Genomic DNA, 21,642 nt, shown 5'->3' on the forward strand with positions numbered 1-21,642 from the left:
CGTCAGCGAGCACCCCGAAGCCCGGCCACCACATGGTCCAGATGCAGTGCCGCTTCGGCGGCCTCCTGACCTTTCGATTCGGACGAGCCCTCGAGACCGGCGCGGTCCAGTGCCTGGGCGTCGTCGTCGACGGTGAGAATGCCGAAGCCCACGGGCTTGCCCGCGTCGAGCTGCACCCGGGTGAGTCCCTCGGTGACGGCGGAAGCGACAAAGTCGAAGTGCGGGGTCTCACCACGCACGATGACACCAAGGCATACGACGGCGTCGTAGTCCTGGGCGAGCGCGGCCTGGGCGGCTAAGGGGATCTCGAAGGAACCGGCCACCGTGATCAGGGTGTGCGAGGCGTGAGCTGCCTCGAGGGTCTGCTCGGCCCCCGCGATCAGCCCGGCCATGACCTGCTGGTGCCAGGAACCGGCGATAATTGCCACGCGGCGTCCGGTGGCGTCGACGGTAAGGCTAGGGGCGCCGTGCTTACTCATGGAAGGTCTCCTCAGTGGGGTTCGGGGTGGTAGAAACGAAAGGCAAGGTGTGGCGCAACCGGTCGCGCTTGGCATCCAGGTAGCCGGCATTGTGCTCACCGCGGCCGACCACGAGGGGGAGATGCTCGGTCACCTGGATTCCGTGGCGCTGCAGTTGATCGACCTTGTCAGGGTTGTTGGTGAGCAGGCGGATGCGAGCCAGTCCCAGGTGCTGGAGCATTTCTGCGGCCGCCTCGTAGTCGCGGCTGTCGACGGGCAGACCCAGTTCGAGGTTGGCGTCGATGGTGTCTAGTCCGGATTCCTGTAGTTGGTAGGCGCGCAGCTTATTGGCTAGTCCGATGCCGCGTCCTTCGTGGCCACGCATGTAGATCAGTACGCCACCGGTGGCGGCAATCTCCGCGAGGGCGGTCTCCAGTTGGGGGCCGCACTCGCATTTCAGTGACCCGAAAACCTCACCGGTGAGGCACTCCGAATGAACCCGGACCAGGGCGCCGTCGGCCGGGAGCGCGCCGTCGGGGCCGGGGCTCACCAGCGCCAGGTGCTCGACTCCGGCGCGCCGGTCGCGGAAGGCCATCATGCGTAGTTCGCCGTAGTGGGTGGGTACCAGCGTGTCGGCATGCAGCGATACCCGGCGTTTCACCGGGGCGGGCGCGGTCCCGGCCTCATCGTCTGGCCGGTGAATGTTCTCGTTCGCGTTGAGATAGGAGATGAGCGCTTCGATGGTGATCACCGGGATGTCGTGTTCGGCGCCGAGCTTGATCAGCCCAGGCAACCGCATCATGTCACCGTCCTCGGCCACGATTTCCGCAATGACACCAACCTCGCGGAGCCCTGACAATCGCATCAGCTCGACGGCGGCTTCGGTGTGTCCGGCGCGGGCGCGGACTCCGCCGTCGACCGCACGCAACGGGAGGATGTGCCCGGGACGGTTTACATCACGCGGACCCGACTCTGGATCGGCGAGCACCTGCACGGTGCGCGCCCGGTCGTGCGCGGAAATGCCGGTGGTGACCCCCCGGGCGGCGTCGACGGTCACGGTGTACGCAGTCGAGCGCACATCCTCGTTGCGGGCCACCATCATGGGCAGATCCAACTGATCGGCAATGTCGTTGGACATCGGCGCACACAGCAACCCAGAGGAGTGGGCGACGGTCCAGGCAATCCATTGGGCGCTGGCCAGCTGTGCCGAGAGAATGACGTCGCCTTCGTTCTCGCGGTCCTCATCGTCAGCGACAATCACGGGCCGACCAGCGGCGACGGCGACCAGAGCATCCTCGATGGAGGAGAGAGGCAATGCAGCGTGGCTCATGCGCGGTTGTCCTTCCCGGAGAAGGCCAGCAGTCGGGCGACGTGCCGGGCCAAAATATCGGTCTCCACGTTGACGCGACGGCCGGGTTCCAGCCCGCCCAGCGTCGTCGCTGCCAGCGTCTCTGGGATGAGCGAGACCTCGAACCATGCTTGCGCCTCCTCGGGGGAGGACACGGCGCTGAGCGTCAGCGACACCCCGTCCACCGTGATCGAGCCTTTGTCTACCAGTAGCGGTGCCAGGGCGGCATCCTCAAGACCGAAACGCACCGTGTGCCAGACTTCGCCCGGAGTGATGACGGAGACCACCGCGGTACCGTCCACGTGCCCTTGCACCACGTGCCCGCCCAGCCGGGTGGTTCCGGCCACGGCTCGTTCCAAATTCACCGCGTCGCCCACCTCCCGGTCGGCCAGCGCCGAAACCGCCAGGGTTTGACCCATCACATCGGCGGAGAAGGCGGTGCCTTCCCGGTGCACAATGGTGAGGCAGACGCCGGAAACACAAATAGAGGCACCGTGGTCGGCGTCCGAGGTGACGAGCGGGGCGTCAATGGTGATGCGCAGGGCATCATCGGGGAGGCGTTCCAGCCCGATGATCCTCCCGGTCTCCTCAACGAGTCCTGTGAACACGGTTTTCTCCTTTGGTGCGGGTGTGATTGTCGTCGTCAGCGGGGGAGCCTGCTGAAGTGGTGGGCAGCACGGCGTGCAGCACATGATCTGGGCCGAGCCAGCGCTCGGTGAGGGGACGTAACTTCACGGCGCCTCCCACGGTGGTCACGCCGAGCGAATCGACGGCGGTGTAGGGGCCGCCGAGCAACACAGGCGCGGTGTAGACGAGCACGTCGGTGGCCAGCCCGGCTCGCAGGATGGCATTGGCCAGCCGAGGTCCGCCTTCGACGAAGATACGGGTTCCGGGTCCGCCGCGTTCAACCAGGTTCGCCAGATCTGCAGCCAGGTCGTCGCCGGTGAGTTGCAGCGGCGCGTCCAGCCCGTGGGCAGCCAGCGCAGGGTGACGCAGCACGGCAGCCTCAGCCGGGATGGGGCGGTGCCCGATGACCACGGGAACGGGTTGATGCACCGGTGGCACCAGTAACCCTCCGTCGGTGTCGCGTGCGGTGAGGCTGGGGTCGTCACTGAGCAACGTCCCGGTGCCGACCACGATGAAATCTGCCCATGACCGCTGGTGATGTACATCAGTGCGCGCCTCGGGGGACGTGATCCATTGGCTACTGCCGTCTTCCGCAGCCACCCGGCCGTCGAGCGACTGCGCCCATTTCACGATTACCGCGGCAGCCGGGCGCTCCTCGAGCTGGATCAGCCAGTCGCGGATCAAGCCGAGGCAACGCTGTTCTTGAATTCGTGGGATGACGGTGACGCCGTTGCAGAGCAACCGCTGTGCGCCTCCGGACGACTCGGGCCCAGGATCCGCAGCGCCATAGGCTACGGCGCCGATGCCGGCGTCAAGCAGTGCTTGCGAACAGGGTCCGGTTCGGCCGATATGATTGCAGGGCTCCAGGGTGACGACGGCGGTGAGTTCCGCGGGGTCCAGCCCCGGTGAGTGACGTCGCTGCAGGTGAGTCAGAGCCTCGACTTCTGCGTGAGGAGTACCGGCGCCGCGGTGCCAGCCTTCGGCGACAATGCGGCCGTCGGCATCGATGAGCACACATCCCACGGGTGGGTTCTGGTTGTCCGGTCCCAGCGCTGGGGAGCGGCGGGCCAGCGTAAGGGCACGCTCCATGGCGTCGTCGATATCACTGAGACGAGTCATCCGGCGCCCTCCTTGCAGACGGGTGCGCCGGGTACGGGACGGTACGCTACCGCCCCGCGTTCCTCTCATCCGGACTAGCGCTGTACCAGCACATTACCGTCGGTACCGGAATTTCACCGGTTCAGCCCCGTGGCACGGGGGTCGCGGACTCTCACCGCCGGTTCGGAATCACACCGACCCCGGAACACGGTTCCTACTGTACTCGGTTGTCGTCTCAGGCGAGCAACGCCACGACACATTCGCGGCTTCGTGTCCTCCACAGGGGCCGGGATGCCGGCCCCTGTCCCCATTCTCTGGGCCGGCCGACTCCCAACGTGCACCCACGCTGATGGCATGGAACCACCCATCCGACGAGAGAAAGAAGCCCATGGTGTCGTTCGACTTGAATCCAGATCAGAGTCCACTCGGAGACGGTGACGGAATCGCTGCCGATTGCCGACATGTTATGAGCAGGACCACGGTCGCGTTGATGTTCCTGATGCATCGGTGGGATCACCTGCGCACTTTGAACCGCGCCATGGATTGTCTGTTGGACATCGTCTTGACGCACGACGAACTGTGCTTGGTGGATGAAGACAGCCAACTTAGTGAGTGCTTCGTCTGTGAGACGGTGCGCGAGTTCAACCCGGTAGAAGCGGTGGAATGCCTGACTTTGAATCAGTTTGTGTTGCAGAAAGAATTCGGAGCGGAGGCTTGTCGCCCACTGAACCAGGTGGTCTATGAGGCCGACTCAGCTTTTGGGTTTGACCACGGTGACATGGACATGGACGGCTTCTGTCAGCTGGTCATGGAGCGCTGTGTCGACGAACAGAGCCTGGTGCATGGTTTGCACACCGTCTTACGCGGTGTCGTGGCCGATGATGCTGAAGCACGTCAGCGTTTTGAGGCCCTTTTAGCCGAACTGCGCACCGATTCGGACCTGGAAGGCGACACTTTCTTTCGAAATGAACTGGTCAGCGACGGCGATGACCGGTGCTGGTTGATGGATCGAGGCTGGTCGAGCTACCGGTTGCACTGCCAAGTGATGGACGCGATGAAAGGGTACTGGGACCAAACAGCGGTGCCCGCCGAGTAGATCACTCGACGGGCACCATTGAAACTCAGCTGTGGGGAGACAATCAGACTCCGTAGTAGAGCTCGAATTCCAAAGGGTTCGGGCGAGCTGCCAGAGGAATGATTTCGTTCTCCCGCTTGTACTCGATCCAGGTCTGGATCAGGTCCTCGGTGAAAACATCGCCAGCGAGCAGGAACTCGTAGTCTGCCTCCAGAGCGTCCAGGGCCTCATCCAGTGAACCGGGTGCCTTCTGGATGTCAGCGGCCTCTTCCGGGGGCAGCTCGTAGAGGTCCTTGTCGATCGGATCTGCTGGCTCGATGCGGTTACGAATACCGTCCAGGCCAGCCATCAGCTGGGCGGCGAAGGCCAGGTACGGGTTCGATGACGGGTCCGGGGCGCGGAACTCCAGGCGCTTGGCCTTGGGGTTGGAACCGGTGATTGGGATGCGAATCGCGGCCGAGCGGTTGCCCTGCGAGTACACCATGTTGATCGGTGCCTCGAAGCCCTTGACCAGTCGACGGTAGGAGTTCACCGTCGGATTGGTGAAGGCTAACACCGCCGAGGCGTGCTTGAGCAATCCGCCGATGTACCAGCGGGCAGTGTCGGAAAGGTTGGCGTAGCCCTTCTCATCGAAGAAGAGGGGCTGGCCACCCTGCCACAGCGACTGGTGGCAGTGCATGCCAGAACCGTTGTCTCCGAAGACCGGCTTGGGCATGAAGGTCGCCGACTTGCCAAAGGCATCCGCGGTGTTCTTCACGACGTATTTGAACTTCAGCAGGTCATCAGCTGCGTGGGTGAGCGTGTTGAACCGGTAGTTGATCTCGGCCTGCCCGGGAGCACCCACTTCGTGGTGCGAGCGCTCGACTTCAAGGCCGACCTCATCGAGAACCGCACAAATCTCGTCGCGGATGTCGGCTTGCTTGTCCATCGGTGAGACTGGGAAGTACCCGCCCTTGATCGACATCTTGTGGCCGAGGTTTCCGCCCTCTTCTTTGCGGCCGGTGTTCCAGTTAGCCTCTTCGGCATCAATCCGGTAGAAGCTGTGCTCCGGCGAGGAGGAGTAGCGTACCTCATCGAAGATGAAGAACTCGGCTTCGGGTGCGAAGTTTGCCGTGTCGGCGATACCGGTGGAAGCGAGGTATTCCTCGGCACGCTGGGCCACACCCCGGGGATCGCGGTGGTAGGGCTCGCCGGTACGGGGGTTGACGATGGAGAAGTTCATCGTCAGGGTTTTGCGGACACGGAAGGGGTCCACGAACGCGGTGGCGATATCCGGAATCAGCTGCATGTCGGACTCGGCGATGCCCTGGAAACCTCGGATGGAGGAACCGTCGAAGAGCTGCCCTTCGGTGAAGAAGTCGTCGTCAATGGACTTGGCCGGCAGGTTGAAGTGGTGCTGCAGGCCTGGGAGGTCCGTGAAGCGAACGTCGATGAATTCGATCTCCTCGGACTTGATGAACTCGAGGACTTCTTCGGGAGAAGAGAACATGAGGTACTCCTGTCGTGGTGAACTCTTGACTAAAGACTATCGGCGACGGTGAATTAATCGTGTCACGAATGTTTCCGACATGTAACGAATCATTAGCGGCGGTACACTCACATGTGTGGGACGAAAGCGTGGCGAGAAGCCGAAGAACCAACCGGAATCGATGATCAGCCGGAAGGATTTAGGCTCGTGGATTGAAGGTCCTCCACATCACGCGGCCGGTAGCTACCCAGGTCAAGAGTTGGGGTTACCTCCTGAAGGGCCTGCTGCCATGGCGGGGTACGGGCGACGTTTTCTGGCCCTGATCATCGACTGGGTGATCGCCGTCGGCATTGGCGCACTGTTCTTCAACGGAAGCGAAATCGCTCCTTTGCTCGTTTTTGCCGGCATGCACATTCTCATGATCGGCCTGTTGGGCACGACTATTGGCAAGCGCATCGCTCGCATTCAGATTGTCAAAGTGGGTGGCGCCAACGCCACCTTGTCGACCTCTTTGATCCGTACCGCATTGTGGATGGTGATCGTCCCACTGATCATCATCGATTCCGACGGTCGCGGACTTCATGATCGTCTGGCCAAGTCGGTCGAGATTGTGATGTAAGTCCGGAGCGACAAAGCCGTAACTAGTAACGGAAATGGAACGGGCCCTGACAAATGTCAAGGCCCGCTCCATCGAATCACGCAGATCAGCGTCCGCGCATAGCTTTGCGGTCAGGGCGCATCCGGTAGGGGTCGATTCCCTTCGGAATTGGAAGCTTGTTGGACGGCAGTGAGGCCAGACGATTCTCGACCGCACGAACTTCGTGCTTGGTGAGAGTCTTCTTCATACGCTTGAGAGTCGGCTTGATCTCGTGCAGCTCAATCTCACTGGGTCCCTTGCCGACCTGGACTATGCGAATCTCGACATTGGGAAGGTAACGAGCCATCTTGCGGCGCTCTTGATCGGCCAACTTTTTAACTCGCTCGTAGCCGCCTTCTCCCACGAGAACCACACCGGGACGTCCGACCGCGCGGTAGACAGCATCCTGGGTCTTCGCGTTCATCGCCACCGGTTCCTGAGGAACCACCCAGCCGCGGCCGATGTTGCTCAAAGCAGCGCCGGCTGCGCCCGGGCGTCCTTCGATCTGCGCGTAAGCGGCACGTTCAGCCTTGCGGTTCATCACGATGAGAGCCGCGAGCAGACCGAACGGAATCGAGATCAACAGCCAGGTGATCCAGTTGTTGAGGAGCAATCCGACACCCAGGCCGACCACCAGGGCGATGACGAACGCAAGGACCATCCACAGCACGAGCGTCTTGTCGTGCTTACGGGTCATCGAAAAGACTTCGGCGATCTGCTTGAAGAAACCCTTCTTGTTCTTCTTCGCTGCCTTCTTTTCTGCCCTGGTCGCCTTCGCCAGAGCCTTCTCTTGAGCGCGACGCTCACGCTGCTCGCGTTTGACGGTCTTCAGGTCCTTCTGAGGAGCGCGGGCAGGGGTTGCGTCGTTGTGATTGCTATTCGAGGCCATAGTGCCTCTAGTCTACCGGCAATTCGCCTGTGGAAAACCTCTAACACGAGTTGTTGGTTCCGGAGACGATAGAAGTACGGCTGAAGAAATGGAGAGAGCAATGTTCGTTTCCGACAACGCAGATGCCGATCTCGACGGTGAGAACGCGACGGAGACCCCGTTAGTGAAGGGCTGGCAGGCACGCCGGATCCTTGCTCATGGTGCGCACGCCGAGGCCTGGGTCATGGACTCGTTGAATGCGAATCAAGAGCAGTGCGTCCTCAAGATTCCGCGATCGACCGCGGACGCGGCTGCTCTTCAACGCGAAAGGCACTTCGCAGTAGGACTCACCCACCCGCACATCGTTTCTTTTCTTGGACCGGTGCAGACGAGCAGGGGGGAAGGCACTCTCTGGGAGTATTGTGCCGCCGGCGATGCATTGAGTCTGGTGCAGGTGCTCGGACCATTGCGAGTGTCCCAGGCGGTGACGGTTTTGGTACCCCTGGCACAGGCGTTGGACTACGCCCACGAACAGGGAGTCGTTCATGGAGATGTATCTCCGGGCAACGTTGTCTTTGACACTCAGGGCAGACCGAAACTCTGTGACGTGGGGGAAGCTCGAAGCATCAGTAACCCAGACCGCTGGACAGGGACCGAGGGCTTCAGCGCTCCTGAGCTCGATATCCATGAGTACCGTGTTAGCTTGCAACCTGCTGCTGACGTATATTCGCTGGCAGCATTGGGTTGGTTTCTCCTCACGGGACGACTCCCCGGCGACGAGGCACGCCGACCGGCGCTCAAGATCTTATTGCCTGAAGCGCACGATGAGGTCGCCGAACTGCTGGAAGCCGGCCTGAACCCAGACCCTGGGCAGCGTCCCACACTGACTGAATTTTCCGTTGCGTGCTATTCCTGGGCGCTGCCGGAGCCATTGCAATTGCATGCTCTGGTTGATGAACGGACCGCACTTTTTCTTCCGACACGCCACGAGCTGGGCGAACAACATCCCGCTCAGCGCCGTCGAGGCGGCGGCTTGCGGGCACCCCGGAGCAACAACCGTCAGCGTCGACGGAAACAACCCACCGCCCATCGGAAGCGTCGGCCAGTTCCGCGTAAGAAGGGGATGCGAGGTGCGCACACCAGAATGGGCTTGGGGCTCGGAGCGACGGTGCTCGGCGCCAGCATGATTCTTAGCAACATGTGGTCAGGGTCGGAACCGCAACCCGTTCCGAACGCCGGTGCTGACCAGACGGCGTCGGAAGTCGTACCGTCTCCTGCCTGGGACACCATTGTGGACCAATGGAGCGAGCGTCGCGCCGTGGCTTTGACGCAGCGGGATGCGTCCGTGGTGGGAAGCTATGCAGTGGATACGGGAGCCGCTGCCGACGACGATCGAGCCCTAATTGATGCACTTCAGCAACAGGGGATCGTTTACGAGGGGTTGTCGATGACGGCTCAGGTGGATGATGCCAGCGTGGAGGGGGCTTCTGCCCACGTTTTGGTCGAATGGACGATGAGTTCGTACGCGGTGCGCTCGGCGAATGACGCAGCGGACGATGCGCAGCGCACACCGGGCAGTACGGAGCATGTCTGGATTCAATCCAAGCTCATTGACGACGAATGGCGCATCGAGTCGGTCACGCCCGCGTCTGTTGACGACGCACGACCTCAGACCAACACTGCCGCAGCATTACCGAATGTTCCAGGGCAAATCGTGAGAAAAAAGTGGGGCCGTCCCGATTACGAGACGGCCCCACCTTTGAGTGGATGACTACTGCCAAACGACAGCAATCACGAGGTTGATCAGCGACAGCCCGCCGACAGAGTGGGCAATACCAATCGGAACCGGCTGACCGCGATTCTCTTTACGACGACCGATCCACGCGGTGATGAAAACGAGCAAGGCCAAACCAAGCTTGACTGCGATCTTGACGTTGTTTGGTCCGTCACCGTCACCGACATAGGAGAGCCCAACCAGAATCAAGCCGGTGACCAGCATGATGATCGCGCCCCACCACTGGGACAGGGTGACCGTCGGGTTCTTGAATTTAGCCAGCCAGCCACCCACCAGCGCGGCAGCGCCGATGATGTGGATGGCGACGAAGATGAGTGTGACAGTTTCCATGAGCTACGGTGTTCCCCCTCAGAGTCCGAGCTCGTTGGCGAATTCGCCGGCTTCCAGCCGTGCCTTGACGGTCTGCAGGAAGCGACCTGCGTCAGCGCCATCCACGAGGCGGTGATCGTAGGTCAGGCACAGGTACATCATGTGGCGGATGGCGATGGAGTCATTTCCATCGGCATCGGAAACCACCATCGGACGCTTGACGATGGCACCCGTTCCCAGGATGGCCACCTGCGGCTGATTGATGATCGGAGTGTCGAACAGAGCGCCCACGGACCCGATGTTGGTGATCGAGAACGTTCCGCCGGAAAGCTCATCAGGGGAGATCTTGTTCGTGCGCGCACGCTCTGCCAGATCGGCGATCTTGCTGGCAACACCCGAAAGGTTCAGGGAACCGGTGTCAGCAATCACGGGAACCAACAGCCCACGATCCGTGTCAACCGCGATGGCGACGTCCTCGGTGGCGTGGTAGGTGATTTCGCCGGCGTCTTCATCGAAGGATGCGTTCAGCTTGGGGTGCTGCTTGAGCGCCTCGGCCACAGCCTGGGTGATGAAGGGCAGGTAGGTGAGCTTCACACCGTGCTTCTGAGCGAAATCGTTCTTCGCGCGTCCGCGCAGGGCCACGATACGAGTCATATCGATCTCGTGGACCTGGGTGAGCTGTGTGGAGGTATCCAGCGACTCGCGCATACGGCGGGCGATCACCTGACGGATGCGCGGAGCCTTTTCGGTGGTGCCGCGCTTCGAGGGATCCACGGAGGACACCGGAGCCTTGGCTGCCGGCGCTGCCGCGGGAGCGTCCGCAGGTGCTGCCTCTTCCTTGGTCTGAGCGGCATCCAGCACGTCCTGCTTGCGGATGCGTCCACCCACGCCGCTGCCCTTGATGGCGGACAGATCGACGTTGTGCTGACGGGCCAGGCGACGCACCAGCGGGGTCACGTAGCCGTCACCGCGTGTTTCGTCAGCGGAACCGCTGTCCGGAGCGGCAGGTCCCGGTGCGGACTCGGTCTTCTCCTGCTTCGGTGCCTCGGCGGGAGTTTCCTTGGGCTCTTCCTTCTTCTCTTCTGCGGAAGCCTCTTCCTTCGCGGGGGCCTTCTCTTCCGGGGCAGGAGCAGCAGCGGGAGCCGAAGAACCAGCGGAACCGGAACCGATCAGGGCCAGCACGTCGCCGACCTCAGCGGTCTCGTCCTCGCCAACCTTCACCTCGAGCAGCTTGCCTGCTACGGGGGAGGGAATCTCGGTGTCGACCTTGTCGGTGGAGACTTCGAGCAGTGGCTCGTCGACCTCGACTTCGTCGCCCACTTCCTTAAGCCAGCGGGTAACGGTACCTTCAGTGACGGACTCGCCCAGTGCAGGAAGAGTCACCTCGGTGGCTCCGCCGGATCCGGCGTCATCGGAGGAATCAGCGTCAGCAGCTGGTGCCTCGGCTTCCGCCTCGGGCTCGTCTGCCTCGGGCTCGTCCTCTGCCTCAGCCGGGGCTTCTTCGGCCTCTGCCTCGGCCTCTGCGGCATCATCTTCGGTGCTGCCGGACGCGGCACCGTCGCCGCCGCCAATACGAGCCAAGTCGGCCCCGACCTCGACGGTCTCGTCCTCTTCAACGAGAATCTCTTCCAGAACGCCGGCTACCGGCGAAGGGATTTCAGTATCGACTTTGTCAGTGGAGACTTCCACTAAGGGCTCGTCCACCTCGACCTGGTCTCCGACCTGCTTCAGCCAGCGGGTGACGGTGCCCTCGGTGACGGACTCACCCAGTGCTGGCAAGCTCACGGTTTCAGACATGATGTCCCGTTTCCTCTCTCAGTTTTCCGGTTCCTCACCGGACATGCGGTGATGGGTGGCGTCGCCACCCGAATATTGGGGTGGCTCAGCCGTGGAGCGGATGACCGTTGAGGGCCATCGCTGCTTCGCCGAGAGACTCGTTCTGGGTCGGGTGTGCGTGGATGAAGGCTGCAACATCCTCGGGGTACGCCTCCCAGTTCACGATGAGCTGGGCTTCACCGATCTGCTCGGAGATGCGCTTGCCGATACCGTGGACACCAATGATGGCGCCGTCTTTCTGACGGACCATCTTGATCACGCCGCCGGTGCCGAGGATCGAGGACTTGCCGTTGCCAGCAAGGTTGTATTCGGTGACCTCGATGTTTTCTTTGCCGAACTTCTCTTCAGCCTTGGGCTGGGAGTAGCCGACGGACATGATCTCCGGCTCAGTGAAGGTGACCTTCGGGATGTTGACATCCTCAACGATGAGCGGGTTGTTGCCGGCGATCTCTTCGGCAACGAAGATGCCCTGCTGGTAGCCGCGGTGCGCCAGCTGGACGCCGGGGACGATATCGCCGATGGCGTAAATGTTGCCCACGCCGGTGTGGAGACGCTCATCGGTGATGACGAAACCACGGTCGAGGGTGATGCCCTGCTCTTCAAAGCCCAGGCCCTCGGTGTTCGGACCGCGACCCACCGCCACGAGGCAGACCTCGGCTTCGAATTCCTTGCCGTCTGCCAAGGTGACCTTGACGCCGGAATCGGTTTCCTCAACCTTGTCGAAGAAGGTGCCCAGGTTGGACTTGATCTTCTTCTTCTTGAACTCGCGCTCCAGGATCTTGATGATCGATGGGTCCTCGTTGGGCACCAGGTGGTCCAGGCCCTCGATAATGGTGACATCAACCCCGAAGGAGTTCCACAAGGACGCGAACTCCGAACCGATGACGCCGCCGCCGAGGACGATGGCGGACTTGGGCAGGTAGTCGAGCTGCAAGGCCTCGGTCGAGGTCATGATTCGGTCGCTGACGGTCAGGCCGAAAGTCTTGGAGTACGAACCGGAAGCCAGGATGATGTGCTTGCCCTGGTAACGCGTGCCGTCAACCTCGATCTCGTTCTGGGAAACGAGCTTGCCTTCACCTTCGATGACGTTGACCTTGCGCATCTTCAGCAGGCCGGACAAACCCTTGAACTTGCCAGCGACGATGCCGTCCTTGTAGTCGCGCACCTTGCCCATGTCGACGGACTCGACGGTAGCGTTGACGCCGAAGGACGAGGCATGACGTGCCTCGTCGGCGACCTCAGCTGCGTGCAGGTATGCCTTGGTAGGGATGCAACCCCAGTGGAGGCAGGTACCGCCGAGCTTGCTCTTCTCGATCAGGCCTACGGTCAGGCCATGCTGGACGGCTCGCAGTGCTGCGCCATAGCCGGCGGAGCCACCGCCGAGAATGAGGACGTCAAATTCCTGAGCGGTTTCGGACACGAGTGTTGCTCCTCTACGTTAGGGCACGGGGATTTTCCCGCCCCGGTTGTACTGGAATCCAGTATGAATTGCGGGCAATGTTCAGCCTGCGAGACTTTGAAATCAACCTTATCTATGAATTGGGCTGATCGGCTACTCGCAACAAGCGATGACGCACGGGTGAATGCACCGTGCTTTTCAGTGATTCGCCTGTGCGTCCGCGGCGTTATTAGGCAGTGATTCCTGCGCGCTGGGACAAGAACGTCAGCAGTGTGCGGACCATCACGCCGGTCGCATCCTTCGGGGTGTATCCCCAGGCGCTTGATTCGTTGAAAGAGGGTCCCGCGATGTCGAGGTGAGCCCAGGGGGTGTCGCCGACGAATTCACGGAGGAAGGCCGCCGCGGTCAGCATGCCACCGAATCGATCGCCCATGTTGGAGATATCGGCGACGGAAGAATCCAGCGACGCCCGCTGGTTGGCGGGGATCGGCATCGGCCAGATGCTTTCTCCGGAGGTCTGGCCGGCGGTAACGAGTTCTTCGCGCAGCGCGTCCTGGCCCATCACACCGGTGGTGCGATTACCAAGGGCAACCATTTGCGCACCCGTGAGAGTGGCGATGTCGATCACTGCATCAGGTTTTTCCTGGCAGGCCGCGACCAAGGCGTCGGCCATGACCACACGACCTTCGGCATCGGTGTTGAGTACTTCAACGGTCTTTCCGCCGAATGTGGTGAGTACATCCGACGGGCGAATCGCCGTAGCGGAGGGCATGTTCTCTGCAACAGCCAGCCAGCCGGTGACCTTAATCGGAAACTGGAGGCGAGCAACAGCTGCAACGACGGCGGTGACGGTGGCCGCGCCCGTCATATCCGACTTCATGGTCATCATTGACGCGGCCGGCTTGAGCGAAATTCCACCGGTGTCGAAGGTAATGCCTTTGCCCACCAGAGCGATGTGGCCCTGTGCATCGGCGGGGGAGTAAGCCATCCGCACCAGACGCGGAGGACGCGACGACCCCTGTCCGATGCCCAGAATTCCGCCGAATCCTTCTTCGGCTAGGCGCTTTTCATCCCACACGGTGGTCTCGATGTCGAGATCCTTGACTAAATCCACGGCCGCATCAGCGAGCGAGGCTGGGAAGAGATGCGAGGGAGGGGTGTTGACGAAGTCACGGGTCACTCGAACGGCCTGAGCCACGGTTTCGGCTCGGCGTACAATGTCCGCGGCGGTGACGGCCTCCAGATCACTGACCACGAAAATCTCCGCCACGGGAGACTGAGCAGAACCGGCGTTTTCCGTCTGGGAAGCGGCATCCGTGTCGGCCTCGTTCGTGGACGCATCTTTGCTCGAGTTAGAGGAACGGAATGCGGTGAAAGAGTACGCCGCGATGGCCGCGCCTTCGGTGATGGCGGCCAGGCGTTCCGCGGTATCGGCAGGGAAGGCGAACGCGACGCTCTTCAATCCGGCCAGGCTGCGAACAGCAGAACCGGCAGCGCGGCGAAGGTTCTCGACGGCAATCTCGCCTTCTGGCGACCCATCGACCGCAGGAGTGCCTTGGGCAGGGCGGTCCTTCGAACCAACACCGGCGAGGACCATGACGTCGTAGTTGCTCTCCGCTGAAGCGGGGATCCGCAGAACTTCATCAGCAGCGCCGCGCACTCCGAGCGCGGGGAGCAGATCAGTGATCCGCTGCGTTTCCTCCTGAGTCAACACCGAAGATTCGACCAGTCGCGGACCATCGGAAGTGGATTCCGTCGCAAGCACCAGTGCCTGTACAGCGGGAACCTCGGCGACAGCGTTCAAAGTCGGACCGGTGGTGGTGATGAAAGTGGGGGTTGACGCAGTGGTCACGAAGATCACGTCCTTTTGAGAGTGAGTCAGCGGTGTGGGGTCGGTCCCATCCTAACGGGGCTTTGGAATACTTCTGAGGCACTTCGCCGTTGAGATGGAAAAGCTCGAAATGGTCGCCACAGGAAGGAACCTTGGTGCAAGATCCCAGAATGCTGTTTAGGCTGCAGCCGGAAGGCCGCGAACTACTCTCGGCCCAGGTCGATGGGGAGTCTCCTCTACGCGGGCTGGGCATGCTTGCTGTGTTCAGCGGCCACCTCGACGCCGGCAATATCGCCCGTCAGGTGAATGACACCCTGTTGGAACGATTGGACCATCAGCTCCTGGCGAGCTTCGACGCCGACCAGTTGGTTGACTATCGCTCCCGGAGGCCACACATCACCTTCGACGGTCAGCGATTCACCGATTACCGGGCTCCCGAGCTGCAGTTGCATCTAGTGAACGACGTTCTCGGCAAACCGTTCCTGCTTTTGTCTGGCCAGGAACCGGACTATCAGTGGGAGCGGTTCGTCTCGTCTGTTCTTTTCCTGGTGGAAGAGCTGGACGTGCGGCTGGTGACCATGCTGGATGCCATGCCGTTACCGGTACCTCATACTCGCCCCCTGGGGGTGACCGCACACGGTAGCCGTGAGGAGTTGGTGGCCGGCCTCAGCACCTGGTCGCCGCAGGCGCGCATGCTTTCCGGTGTGGGACAGCTGTTGGAATTGCGTCTGGAAGAGGCTTCGTATGACACCAGCGGATACACCATCCACGTCCCGCACTATCTGGCCGACGCCACCTACCCGCAGGCTGCGGTATCGGCTCTGGAATACGCCGGCGCTGCACTTGAGCGGATGCTCCCCACCGATGAACTGCGTGAAAAGGGACGAGAAATCGACCTGGAGCTGGACCGTCAGACCGAATCATCCGGGGAAATCCGGGCCATGGTGACCGGGCTCGAGCAGAACTTCGACCAGCATGCGACGCAATCTGGGGAAGTGCGCTCACTGTTGCTCAATCGCGACGCACAGGTTCCGGACGCCGAATCTCTGGGCGCAGCAGTGGAAGAGTACCTCTCTTCTCAGCCGCGTCACGCTCAGGAACACGTTCAGCCGCGGTCGATTATGCCGTCTCGTTCACAGGATCACCTGAATTTGGATGACACGGGAAGCCGAGAAGAGGATGCGGACGCGACTGACGGTACGAGGCCGGATTCTCCCTCCGAGGACTAACACCTTGGTGCTCCACACCCTTCGGTGTGGAGGGCGTCATCCACAAACTGGTCTGAGCGGCGCTCGAAGAACCACACGTCGTAACGATGCTGGTGCACATGAACGCATCGAATCATCGCCCCGGTCTACTTCCCGCTAGTGACATCGTTTCTCGGCGCCTCACCGTCCGTGAGCCCGCGGAGCTGATGGCCTACATCATCCATACGCTTGGCTTTGAACCGACTCGGTCGTGGGTGGGTGTTGCGATACGCAATCGTCAGCTCGGTGCCGTGATGCGAGGAGATCTGCTTCCTTCTATGGAATTGGCGCTCACCCACGGCATCGCGGACCCGGATGAAGTCGATCGGCTTGAACACGAGGCGCAAAGCCTCGGCCAGTTCGTGGCCACGAAACTTAAGCACGACATCGAATCCGACCGGATTCTGATGGTGTACTTGCTTGATGCCGAGTCGAAAGCCACCGATATGTCATCCTCGGCCGGCGGGGTCGGGTCACCTCCCGAAATCCTGCGGCAGATCGACCGGTGCGTGCGCCGCGGGGCTGCACTCACCGAGTTGCCAGTATTCGAGAGCTGGGTCATTAACGAACGACGGGTCTGGCACCTCTATTGCCGAGAACGCGGATTCTGCGCGACACAGGGCTCTGCCGTTAAAGAGGCACGAGGAACCTATGTCAGCGATTCCTTGACGCTGTTGGGGCAGCCCATTGAGGCGGATCACGTCGCCGTTCGCCTACCGGAGCCGTGTGGTGATCCCGCGTCGCTGCCGGCAGCACCGTATGAAGGCGACACGGTGGCATGTTGGAACTGGACGCGTCAGTGGGACGATGTGCTCAACGATGGTCGGCCTCTCGCTCCAGAGGAAGCGGCTCTCCTTGTGGCTCCTCTGGGGATGAGCGTCTGGCGAGACTTGTTGATCGTGGGAGCGTGCTTCGGGTTCGAAACAGCGGTGTCTGGTTTGGCCTTCTCCGCCCGGGTACCTGACGGACTGCCCCGGCTGTATGAGACGACGGCGTCGGAAGACAATGCGTGGTTGGTCGCTGAAACGCTCACCGGCCGAACAGGGCTATCTCCGGATTGGTCACGGTTGGACCGGCTCCGTGGATACTGTAGCGACCTGGTGCCTCAGGCTTCTATGCCAGCCGCGGCCGCTACGGCAGCGACGGCCGCGTGGATCGAATGGTCGCGTGGACGCGGCACTTGCGCCACTGCATTGCTAGACCAAGCGCTGTCCTGGGACGTTACCTGTAGCCTCGCTTCATTACTCGCGGAAGCAGTCAGCGCCGGACTCATTAATCCGTGGGCCCTGAACAGGAAAATCGCATGGTCCGGTCGCGACCGGACGGTGGCATGACATGATCAGTGGCATCGTCATGTAGGGCCTGAACGTCGCGGTTGCCAAGATGTGGCAGCGAGCATGCAATAATTGTGGGGGTGATCTGACCACCGTCCGATTTTTCTCAGGAATTTCGGATACGCGGGAACAAACTCGCAGTCCAGGTCGTTGCACCCCTAAAGACCCTGCGTCTGAAGCGCGAGCAAGTCGCTGAGCCGACCGTTTTTCGGTCGGCCTACAGCAACTTACAAATGTTTCGGACTTGACAGGGTCATAGTGGTTTAGACCACTGTTCGCTCCACATTGCCGTAGGAAGGTTCTGAGTGACTACTACTCCAGCGAAGGCCAAGTCGCGGTCTGGCGCCAAAGCGTCCGCCGCAGAACAAGCCGACGAATCAAAGGAGTCCGCGTCCGCCGCGTCCTCGACCAAGACCAGCACTCGTGTTGGGGGGTCGACGACGACCAAGAAGGCGGCGCCGAAAAAGGCTGCTCCGAAAGCTGCGGCAGGAAAGGGCGGTTCTGCAAAGCCGACCAAGGTGGAATCCGACGTTGACGAGATCGTAGAAGAGCTCGAAGAGGACGCCGTTCTCGAAGAGGCCGAAGAGGCCGCTGAGGAAGAGGCCGCCGAGACCGAAGGCGATGCCAAGGGCAAGTCGGGCAAAGCCGAAGAAGAAACCACCTCCGGCGGTTTCGTCGTTTCGGATTCCGACGAGGATGCCCCCGTGCAGCAGGTGGTCACCTCCGGTGCTACCGCAGACCCGGTCAAGGACTACCTGAAGCAGATCGGTAAAGTCGCTCTCCTCAACGCCGAGCAGGAAGTCGACCTAGCCCTGCGCATTGAGGCTGGCCTCTACGCCGAGCACAAGATCAAAGAGAATCCCATCGAGGACACGCGTCTGCGTCGCGACTACGAGTTGGTGATCGCCGATGGACGTCGGGCCAAGAACCACCTCCTCGAAGCCAACCTGCGTCTGGTTGTCTCGCTGGCGAAGCGTTACACCGGTCGTGGCATGCTGTTCCTGGACCTAATTCAGGAAGGTAACTTGGGCCTGATCCGTGCGGTCGAAAAGTTCGACTACACGAAGGGCTTCAAGTTTTCTACCTACGCCACCTGGTGGATCCGTCAGGCCATCACCCGCGCCATGGCCGACCAGGCTCGCACCATCCGTATTCCGGTGCACATGGTCGAGGTCATCAACAAGCTGGCGCGCGTGCAGCGTCAGATGCTACAGGACTTGGGTCGGGAACCCACTCCAGAAGAGCTGGCCAAAGAGCTGGACATGACGCCGGAGAAGGTCGTCGAAGTCCAGAAGTATGGCCGCGAACCGATTTCGCTGCACACCCCTCTGGGTGAGGACGGCGACTCCGAGTTCGGTGACCTGATCGAAGATTCAGAGGCGGTCGTCCCTGCGGATGCGGTCTCCTTCACCCTCTTGCAGGAGCAGCTGCACTCGGTGCTCGACACTCTGTCAGAGCGTGAAGCCGGCGTGGTGGCCATGCGCTTCGGTCTCACCGATGGTCAGCCCAAGACCCTCGATGAGATCGGCAAGGTCTACGGGGTTACGCGCGAGCGCATCCGCCAGATAGAGTCCAAGACCATGTCGAAGCTGCGCCACCCCTCGCGTTCCCAGGTGCTGCGCGACTACCTCGAGTAAACACGCGGCCGGGTCCCTGGACCCGCGCACGAAAATCAAACATAAAGGCGTGGCCCCACCGGAACGGTGGGGCCACGCCTTTATCAGCGGTGCTGAAGTGCGCTCAGATCAGCGTACGACAGTCCGGTTGTCTTCGTGGAGACGCTCAGTCTCGTCCTGCCATTGAGTCGTCTGGGGACGCAGGGTCTCCTCGACGGCGCGCGCGTGGTGGGCGCAGAACAGGAGTTGGCCGCCGGACGTCAGGACAGCGCGGACATATGCCTGCGCGCCGCAACGGTCGCAACGCTCCGCGGCAGTCATGGTCGGCTTCTCTGCGGTGGCTGCAGTGGTCACTGTGACCTCCTTCGTCGAACTACTTTCACACTATAGAACCATCTCGGCGAGGAAAATGTTCGCAGTTCGGCCGATATCGGCTAGTGTTTCGCTCCGCGCGTAGGTTGCTGAGCGCATTGGTGATTCCAGCGGGACGTCCTCCAGTGATCTGCAGGTGTTTGCGGATATTGTAAAGAGATGTGCCCGATGGGGCAGATCGATGGATCAGGCGAAAGGTAGTGCACGTCAGTGGCGCGACAGACTGAATACAACGCACGGCACCTCTCCGTTCTGGAGGGGCTCGAAGCTGTCCGCAAGCGCCCGGGTATGTACATCGGCTCCACCGATTCCCGCGGTCTGATGCACTGTCTCTGGGAGATCATCGATAACTCGGTGGATGAAGCACTGGCCGGATACGGTCAGTCCATCAGCATCACCTTGTATGCGGATGGTTCCGTGGAAGTCGAGGACAATGGCCGTGGTATCCCTGTCGATATTGAGCCACGTACCGGACTTTCCGGCGTGGAAGTGGTCTTCACGAAGCTGCACGCCGGCGGCAAGTTTGGTGGAGGATCCTACGCAGCTTCTGGCGGTCTACACGGCGTGGGTGCCTCCGTCGTTAACGCGTTGTCCTCTCGTCTGGATGTCCAAGTATTCCGTGGCGGGAAAACGTACCAGATGTCGTTCCGCCGAGGTGAGCCGGGTCGGTTCGCTGATACCGGGAGCAATCCCAAACCGAACGCTACTTTCTCACCCTTCGAAGATTCCTCCAGCCTGGACGTCGTCGGCAAAGCCAAGCGTGGCTATACCGGCACCCGGGTCCGTTACTGGGCCGATGAGCAGATTTTCACCCCGGATGCCAGGTTCAACTATCAGGAACTGGAGAACCGCGCCCGCCAAACCGCATACCTGGTGCCCGGCCTACGTATCGCGATCCGTGATGAGCGGCGCGTGCCCGGCACCCCGGGTGAGCACGGTCCGGTGGAAGAGGTCTTCCACTACGACGGCGGCATCTCAGAGTTCGTCGATCATTTGGCCAACCTGAACCCGGTCACCGATATTTGGCGACTGCAGGGCTCCGACACCTTCACTGAACGGGTACCGGTGTTGGGCGAGAACGGCCACACTGAGATGAAGGATCTTGAGCGTGTGTGCGAGGTTGACGTTGCCCTGCGTTGGGACGTCGGCTACGACACGACGATGCGTAGCTTCGTCAATATTATTGCCACACCCAAAGGCGGCACGCATCAATCCGGGTTTGAGCAGGCCTTGCTAAAGGTCTTCCGCAAGGCAGTCGATTCCAACGCCCGCAAACTCAAAGTCGGTAATGACAAGATCGACAAGGACGATGTGATGGCCGGGCTGACCGCGGTGCTGACCGTGCGTCTCTCTGAGCCGCAGTTCGAGGGCCAGACCAAGGAAGTTCTGGGCACGCCCGCGGCGAAACAGATCGTCAATAAGGTGGTCTCCGATGAGCTGGGTAAGCTGCTAAATTCGTCGAAACGGCAGGACAAGCAGCAAACCACTCAGCTGCTTGAGAAGATCGTGGCGGAGATGAAGTCTCGTATCTCGGCGCGGACGCATAAGGAAAACCAGCGTCGTAAAAACGCCCTGGAAACCTCCACCATGCCGGCGAAGCTGGCAGACTGCCGAACCAATGACGCCCAAAACTCGGAGCTGTTCATTGTGGAGGGTGACTCCGCGCTCGGTACGGCCAAACTGGCGCGCTCCTCGGACTTCCAGGCGCTGTTGCCTATTCGCGGCAAGATCCTCAACGTCCAGAAGGCTTCGGTGGGTGACATGCTGAACAACGCCGAGTGTGCGGCCTTGATCCAGGTGGTTGGTGGCGGTGCTGGGCGTAGCTTCGACCTGGACGCGACCCGGTACGGCAAAGTCATCCTGATGACAGACGCTGACGTCGACGGCGCACACATCCGCACCCTGCTGCTGACGTTGTTCTTCCGGTACATGCGCCCGATGGTCGAAGCCGGTCGGGTTTACGCTGCCGTGCCGCCGCTACACCGCATCGAAGTGATGACCCCCGGCTCCGGTGAGAACGAGATCATTTACACCTACACCGAGGCAGAACTGACCGCGGTGCTACAGAAGCTGGACGCGGAGGGGCGCAAGTACAAGGACGACATTCAGCGTTACAAAGGTTTGGGCGAGATGGACGCGGACCAGCTTTCAGAGACCACCATGGATCCCCGGTACCGGACGTTGCGCAGGGTCAACATTGCCGAAGCAGATCAGGCGGAGCAGATTTTCGAGCTACTGATGGGCTCGGATGTGGCGCCGCGCAAACAGTTCATCATTTCCGGCGCCGAGGAACTGGGCCGGGAACAGATCGACGCTTGACCCTG

At 61.3% G+C, this 21,642-nt stretch carries 18 protein-coding genes and 1 riboswitch; of the genes, 7 read left to right on the top strand and 11 right to left on the bottom strand.

All coding sequences use genetic code 11. The features are described 5' to 3' along the window. Nucleotides 1–2: 2 nt before the first annotated feature. The 4 genes from ribH to ribD are packed head-to-tail and all read right to left on the bottom strand — an operon-like array spanning nucleotide 3 to nucleotide 3,552. A complete protein-coding gene (gene ribH, locus O1A05_RS10030) occupies nucleotides 3–479 on the bottom strand; it encodes a 6,7-dimethyl-8-ribityllumazine synthase (protein ID WP_270105077.1) in 477 nt (158 codons plus the stop codon). Next, nucleotides 472–1,788 carry a 3,4-dihydroxy-2-butanone-4-phosphate synthase gene (ribB, locus tag O1A05_RS10035; protein ID WP_442867626.1) on the bottom strand — a complete coding sequence of 439 codons (1,317 nt, stop codon included), beginning with the start codon at nucleotides 1,786–1,788 and terminating at the stop codon, nucleotides 472–474. Before ribB ends, ribH begins: the two co-directional genes overlap by 8 nt. Next, nucleotides 1,785–2,414 carry a riboflavin synthase gene (locus O1A05_RS10040; protein ID WP_270105078.1) on the bottom strand — a complete coding sequence of 210 codons (630 nt, stop codon included), beginning with the start codon at nucleotides 2,412–2,414 and terminating at the stop codon, nucleotides 1,785–1,787. The genes ribB and O1A05_RS10040 overlap by 4 nt, the downstream gene beginning before the upstream one ends. After that, complete coding sequence (gene ribD, locus O1A05_RS10045) at nucleotides 2,395–3,552, bottom strand: bifunctional diaminohydroxyphosphoribosylaminopyrimidine deaminase/5-amino-6-(5-phosphoribosylamino)uracil reductase RibD (protein ID WP_270105079.1); 1,158 nt, start codon at nucleotides 3,550–3,552, stop codon at nucleotides 2,395–2,397. The genes O1A05_RS10040 and ribD overlap by 20 nt, the downstream gene beginning before the upstream one ends. Before the next feature lie 53 nt (nucleotides 3,553–3,605). Continuing rightward, nucleotides 3,606–3,743: riboswitch (FMN riboswitch) on the bottom strand. A 176-nt stretch (nucleotides 3,744–3,919) separates the two neighbouring features. On the opposite strand from ribD, the gene O1A05_RS10050 reads away from it, so the two are divergent. Beyond that, the gene (locus O1A05_RS10050) at nucleotides 3,920–4,627 is read left to right on the top strand and encodes a hypothetical protein (RefSeq protein ID WP_270105080.1); all 708 of its coding nucleotides are present in this window, start codon (nucleotides 3,920–3,922) and stop codon (nucleotides 4,625–4,627) included. A gap of 43 nt (nucleotides 4,628–4,670) precedes the next feature. Here O1A05_RS10050 and glnA read toward each other — a convergent pair whose 3' ends face one another. Beyond that, complete coding sequence (gene glnA, locus O1A05_RS10055) at nucleotides 4,671–6,095, bottom strand: type I glutamate--ammonia ligase (RefSeq protein ID WP_270105081.1); 1,425 nt, start codon at nucleotides 6,093–6,095, stop codon at nucleotides 4,671–4,673. A gap of 115 nt (nucleotides 6,096–6,210) precedes the next feature. Here glnA and O1A05_RS10060 point away from each other — a divergent pair, with 115 nt between their 5' ends. Then, nucleotides 6,211–6,693, top strand: a complete 483-nt coding sequence (locus tag O1A05_RS10060) for an RDD family protein (protein WP_270105082.1) — start codon at nucleotides 6,211–6,213, stop codon at nucleotides 6,691–6,693. An 85-nt stretch (nucleotides 6,694–6,778) separates the two neighbouring features. Here the strand turns inward: O1A05_RS10060 and O1A05_RS10065 are convergent, their stop codons facing one another. Continuing rightward, on the bottom strand, nucleotides 6,779–7,600 hold the full coding sequence (locus O1A05_RS10065) for a DUF4191 domain-containing protein (protein ID WP_270105083.1): 822 nt from the start codon (nucleotides 7,598–7,600) through the stop codon (nucleotides 6,779–6,781). Nucleotides 7,601–7,700: 100 nt separating this feature from the next. On the opposite strand from O1A05_RS10065, the gene O1A05_RS10070 reads away from it, so the two are divergent. After that, entirely contained in the window at nucleotides 7,701–9,350 is a 1,650-nt protein-coding gene (locus O1A05_RS10070) for a serine/threonine-protein kinase (protein ID WP_270105084.1), read from the top strand. On the opposite strand, the gene O1A05_RS10075 is transcribed toward O1A05_RS10070, so the two are convergent. The 4 genes from O1A05_RS10075 to O1A05_RS10090 all read right to left on the bottom strand — a co-directional run bounded on the left by O1A05_RS10075 (nucleotide 9,351) and on the right by O1A05_RS10090 (nucleotide 14,683). Continuing rightward, nucleotides 9,351–9,704, bottom strand: coding sequence for a hypothetical protein (locus O1A05_RS10075; protein ID WP_270105085.1), 354 nt, complete (start codon nucleotides 9,702–9,704; stop codon nucleotides 9,351–9,353). It abuts the gene before it with no gap. A gap of 18 nt (nucleotides 9,705–9,722) precedes the next feature. After that, nucleotides 9,723–11,480, bottom strand: coding sequence for a 2-oxoglutarate dehydrogenase, E2 component, dihydrolipoamide succinyltransferase (gene sucB, locus O1A05_RS10080; RefSeq protein WP_270105086.1), 1,758 nt, complete (start codon nucleotides 11,478–11,480; stop codon nucleotides 9,723–9,725). A gap of 85 nt (nucleotides 11,481–11,565) precedes the next feature. Continuing rightward, entirely contained in the window at nucleotides 11,566–12,939 is a 1,374-nt protein-coding gene (gene lpdA / locus O1A05_RS10085; protein WP_270105087.1) for a dihydrolipoyl dehydrogenase, read from the bottom strand. Between the two features lie 208 nt (nucleotides 12,940–13,147). Then, the gene (locus tag O1A05_RS10090; RefSeq protein WP_442867685.1) at nucleotides 13,148–14,683 is read right to left on the bottom strand and encodes a leucyl aminopeptidase; all 1,536 of its coding nucleotides are present in this window, start codon (nucleotides 14,681–14,683) and stop codon (nucleotides 13,148–13,150) included. A 236-nt stretch (nucleotides 14,684–14,919) separates the two neighbouring features. Here O1A05_RS10090 and O1A05_RS10095 point away from each other — a divergent pair, with 236 nt between their 5' ends. The 3 genes from O1A05_RS10095 to O1A05_RS10105 all read left to right on the top strand — a co-directional run bounded on the left by O1A05_RS10095 (nucleotide 14,920) and on the right by O1A05_RS10105 (nucleotide 18,967). Next, nucleotides 14,920–15,978: a PAC2 family protein gene (locus O1A05_RS10095; RefSeq protein ID WP_270105088.1), complete on the top strand. Its 1,059-nt coding sequence runs from the start codon at nucleotides 14,920–14,922 to the stop codon at nucleotides 15,976–15,978. Between the two features lie 98 nt (nucleotides 15,979–16,076). Continuing rightward, nucleotides 16,077–17,330, top strand: a complete 1,254-nt coding sequence (locus O1A05_RS10100; protein ID WP_270105089.1) for a DUF4192 family protein — start codon at nucleotides 16,077–16,079, stop codon at nucleotides 17,328–17,330. 305 nt (nucleotides 17,331–17,635) lie between these two features. Continuing rightward, nucleotides 17,636–18,967, top strand: a complete 1,332-nt coding sequence (locus tag O1A05_RS10105; RefSeq protein WP_270105090.1) for an RNA polymerase sigma factor — start codon at nucleotides 17,636–17,638, stop codon at nucleotides 18,965–18,967. A 108-nt stretch (nucleotides 18,968–19,075) separates the two neighbouring features. Here O1A05_RS10105 and O1A05_RS10110 read toward each other — a convergent pair whose 3' ends face one another. After that, on the bottom strand, nucleotides 19,076–19,267 hold the full coding sequence (locus O1A05_RS10110; protein ID WP_270107555.1) for a DUF7455 domain-containing protein: 192 nt from the start codon (nucleotides 19,265–19,267) through the stop codon (nucleotides 19,076–19,078). Nucleotides 19,268–19,528: 261 nt separating this feature from the next. Between O1A05_RS10110 and O1A05_RS10115 the strand changes: the two genes are divergently transcribed. Further along, nucleotides 19,529–21,637: a DNA gyrase/topoisomerase IV subunit B gene (locus O1A05_RS10115; RefSeq protein WP_270105091.1), complete on the top strand. Its 2,109-nt coding sequence runs from the start codon at nucleotides 19,529–19,531 to the stop codon at nucleotides 21,635–21,637. The last annotated feature ends 5 nt before the right edge of the window (nucleotides 21,638–21,642 follow it).

This window comes from Citricoccus sp. NR2 (assembly GCF_027594385.1).
Classification (GTDB): domain Bacteria; phylum Actinomycetota; class Actinomycetes; order Actinomycetales; family Micrococcaceae; genus CmP2.

Bases quoted from the DNA above. Each gene is read 5' to 3' on its own strand.
- ribH (WP_270105077.1), bottom strand. From the start codon at position 479: ATGAGTAAGCACGGCGCCCCTAGCCTTACCGTCGACGCCACCGGACGC.
- ribB (WP_442867626.1), bottom strand. From the start codon at position 1,788: ATGAGCCACGCTGCATTGCCTCTCTCCTCCATCGAGGATGCTCTGGTC.
- ribD (WP_270105079.1), bottom strand. From the start codon at position 3,552: ATGACTCGTCTCAGTGATATCGACGACGCCATGGAGCGTGCCCTTACG.
- O1A05_RS10050 (WP_270105080.1), top strand. From the start codon at position 3,920: ATGGTGTCGTTCGACTTGAATCCAGATCAGAGTCCACTCGGAGACGGT.
- glnA (WP_270105081.1), bottom strand. From the start codon at position 6,095: ATGTTCTCTTCTCCCGAAGAAGTCCTCGAGTTCATCAAGTCCGAGGAG.
- O1A05_RS10065 (WP_270105083.1), bottom strand. From the start codon at position 7,600: ATGGCCTCGAATAGCAATCACAACGACGCAACCCCTGCCCGCGCTCCT.
- O1A05_RS10070 (WP_270105084.1), top strand. From the start codon at position 7,701: ATGTTCGTTTCCGACAACGCAGATGCCGATCTCGACGGTGAGAACGCG.
- O1A05_RS10075 (WP_270105085.1), bottom strand. From the start codon at position 9,704: ATGGAAACTGTCACACTCATCTTCGTCGCCATCCACATCATCGGCGCT.
- sucB (WP_270105086.1), bottom strand. From the start codon at position 11,480: ATGTCTGAAACCGTGAGCTTGCCAGCACTGGGTGAGTCCGTCACCGAG.
- O1A05_RS10095 (WP_270105088.1), top strand. From the start codon at position 14,920: ATGCTGTTTAGGCTGCAGCCGGAAGGCCGCGAACTACTCTCGGCCCAG.
- O1A05_RS10100 (WP_270105089.1), top strand. From the start codon at position 16,077: ATGAACGCATCGAATCATCGCCCCGGTCTACTTCCCGCTAGTGACATC.
- O1A05_RS10110 (WP_270107555.1), bottom strand. From the start codon at position 19,267: ATGACTGCCGCGGAGCGTTGCGACCGTTGCGGCGCGCAGGCATATGTC.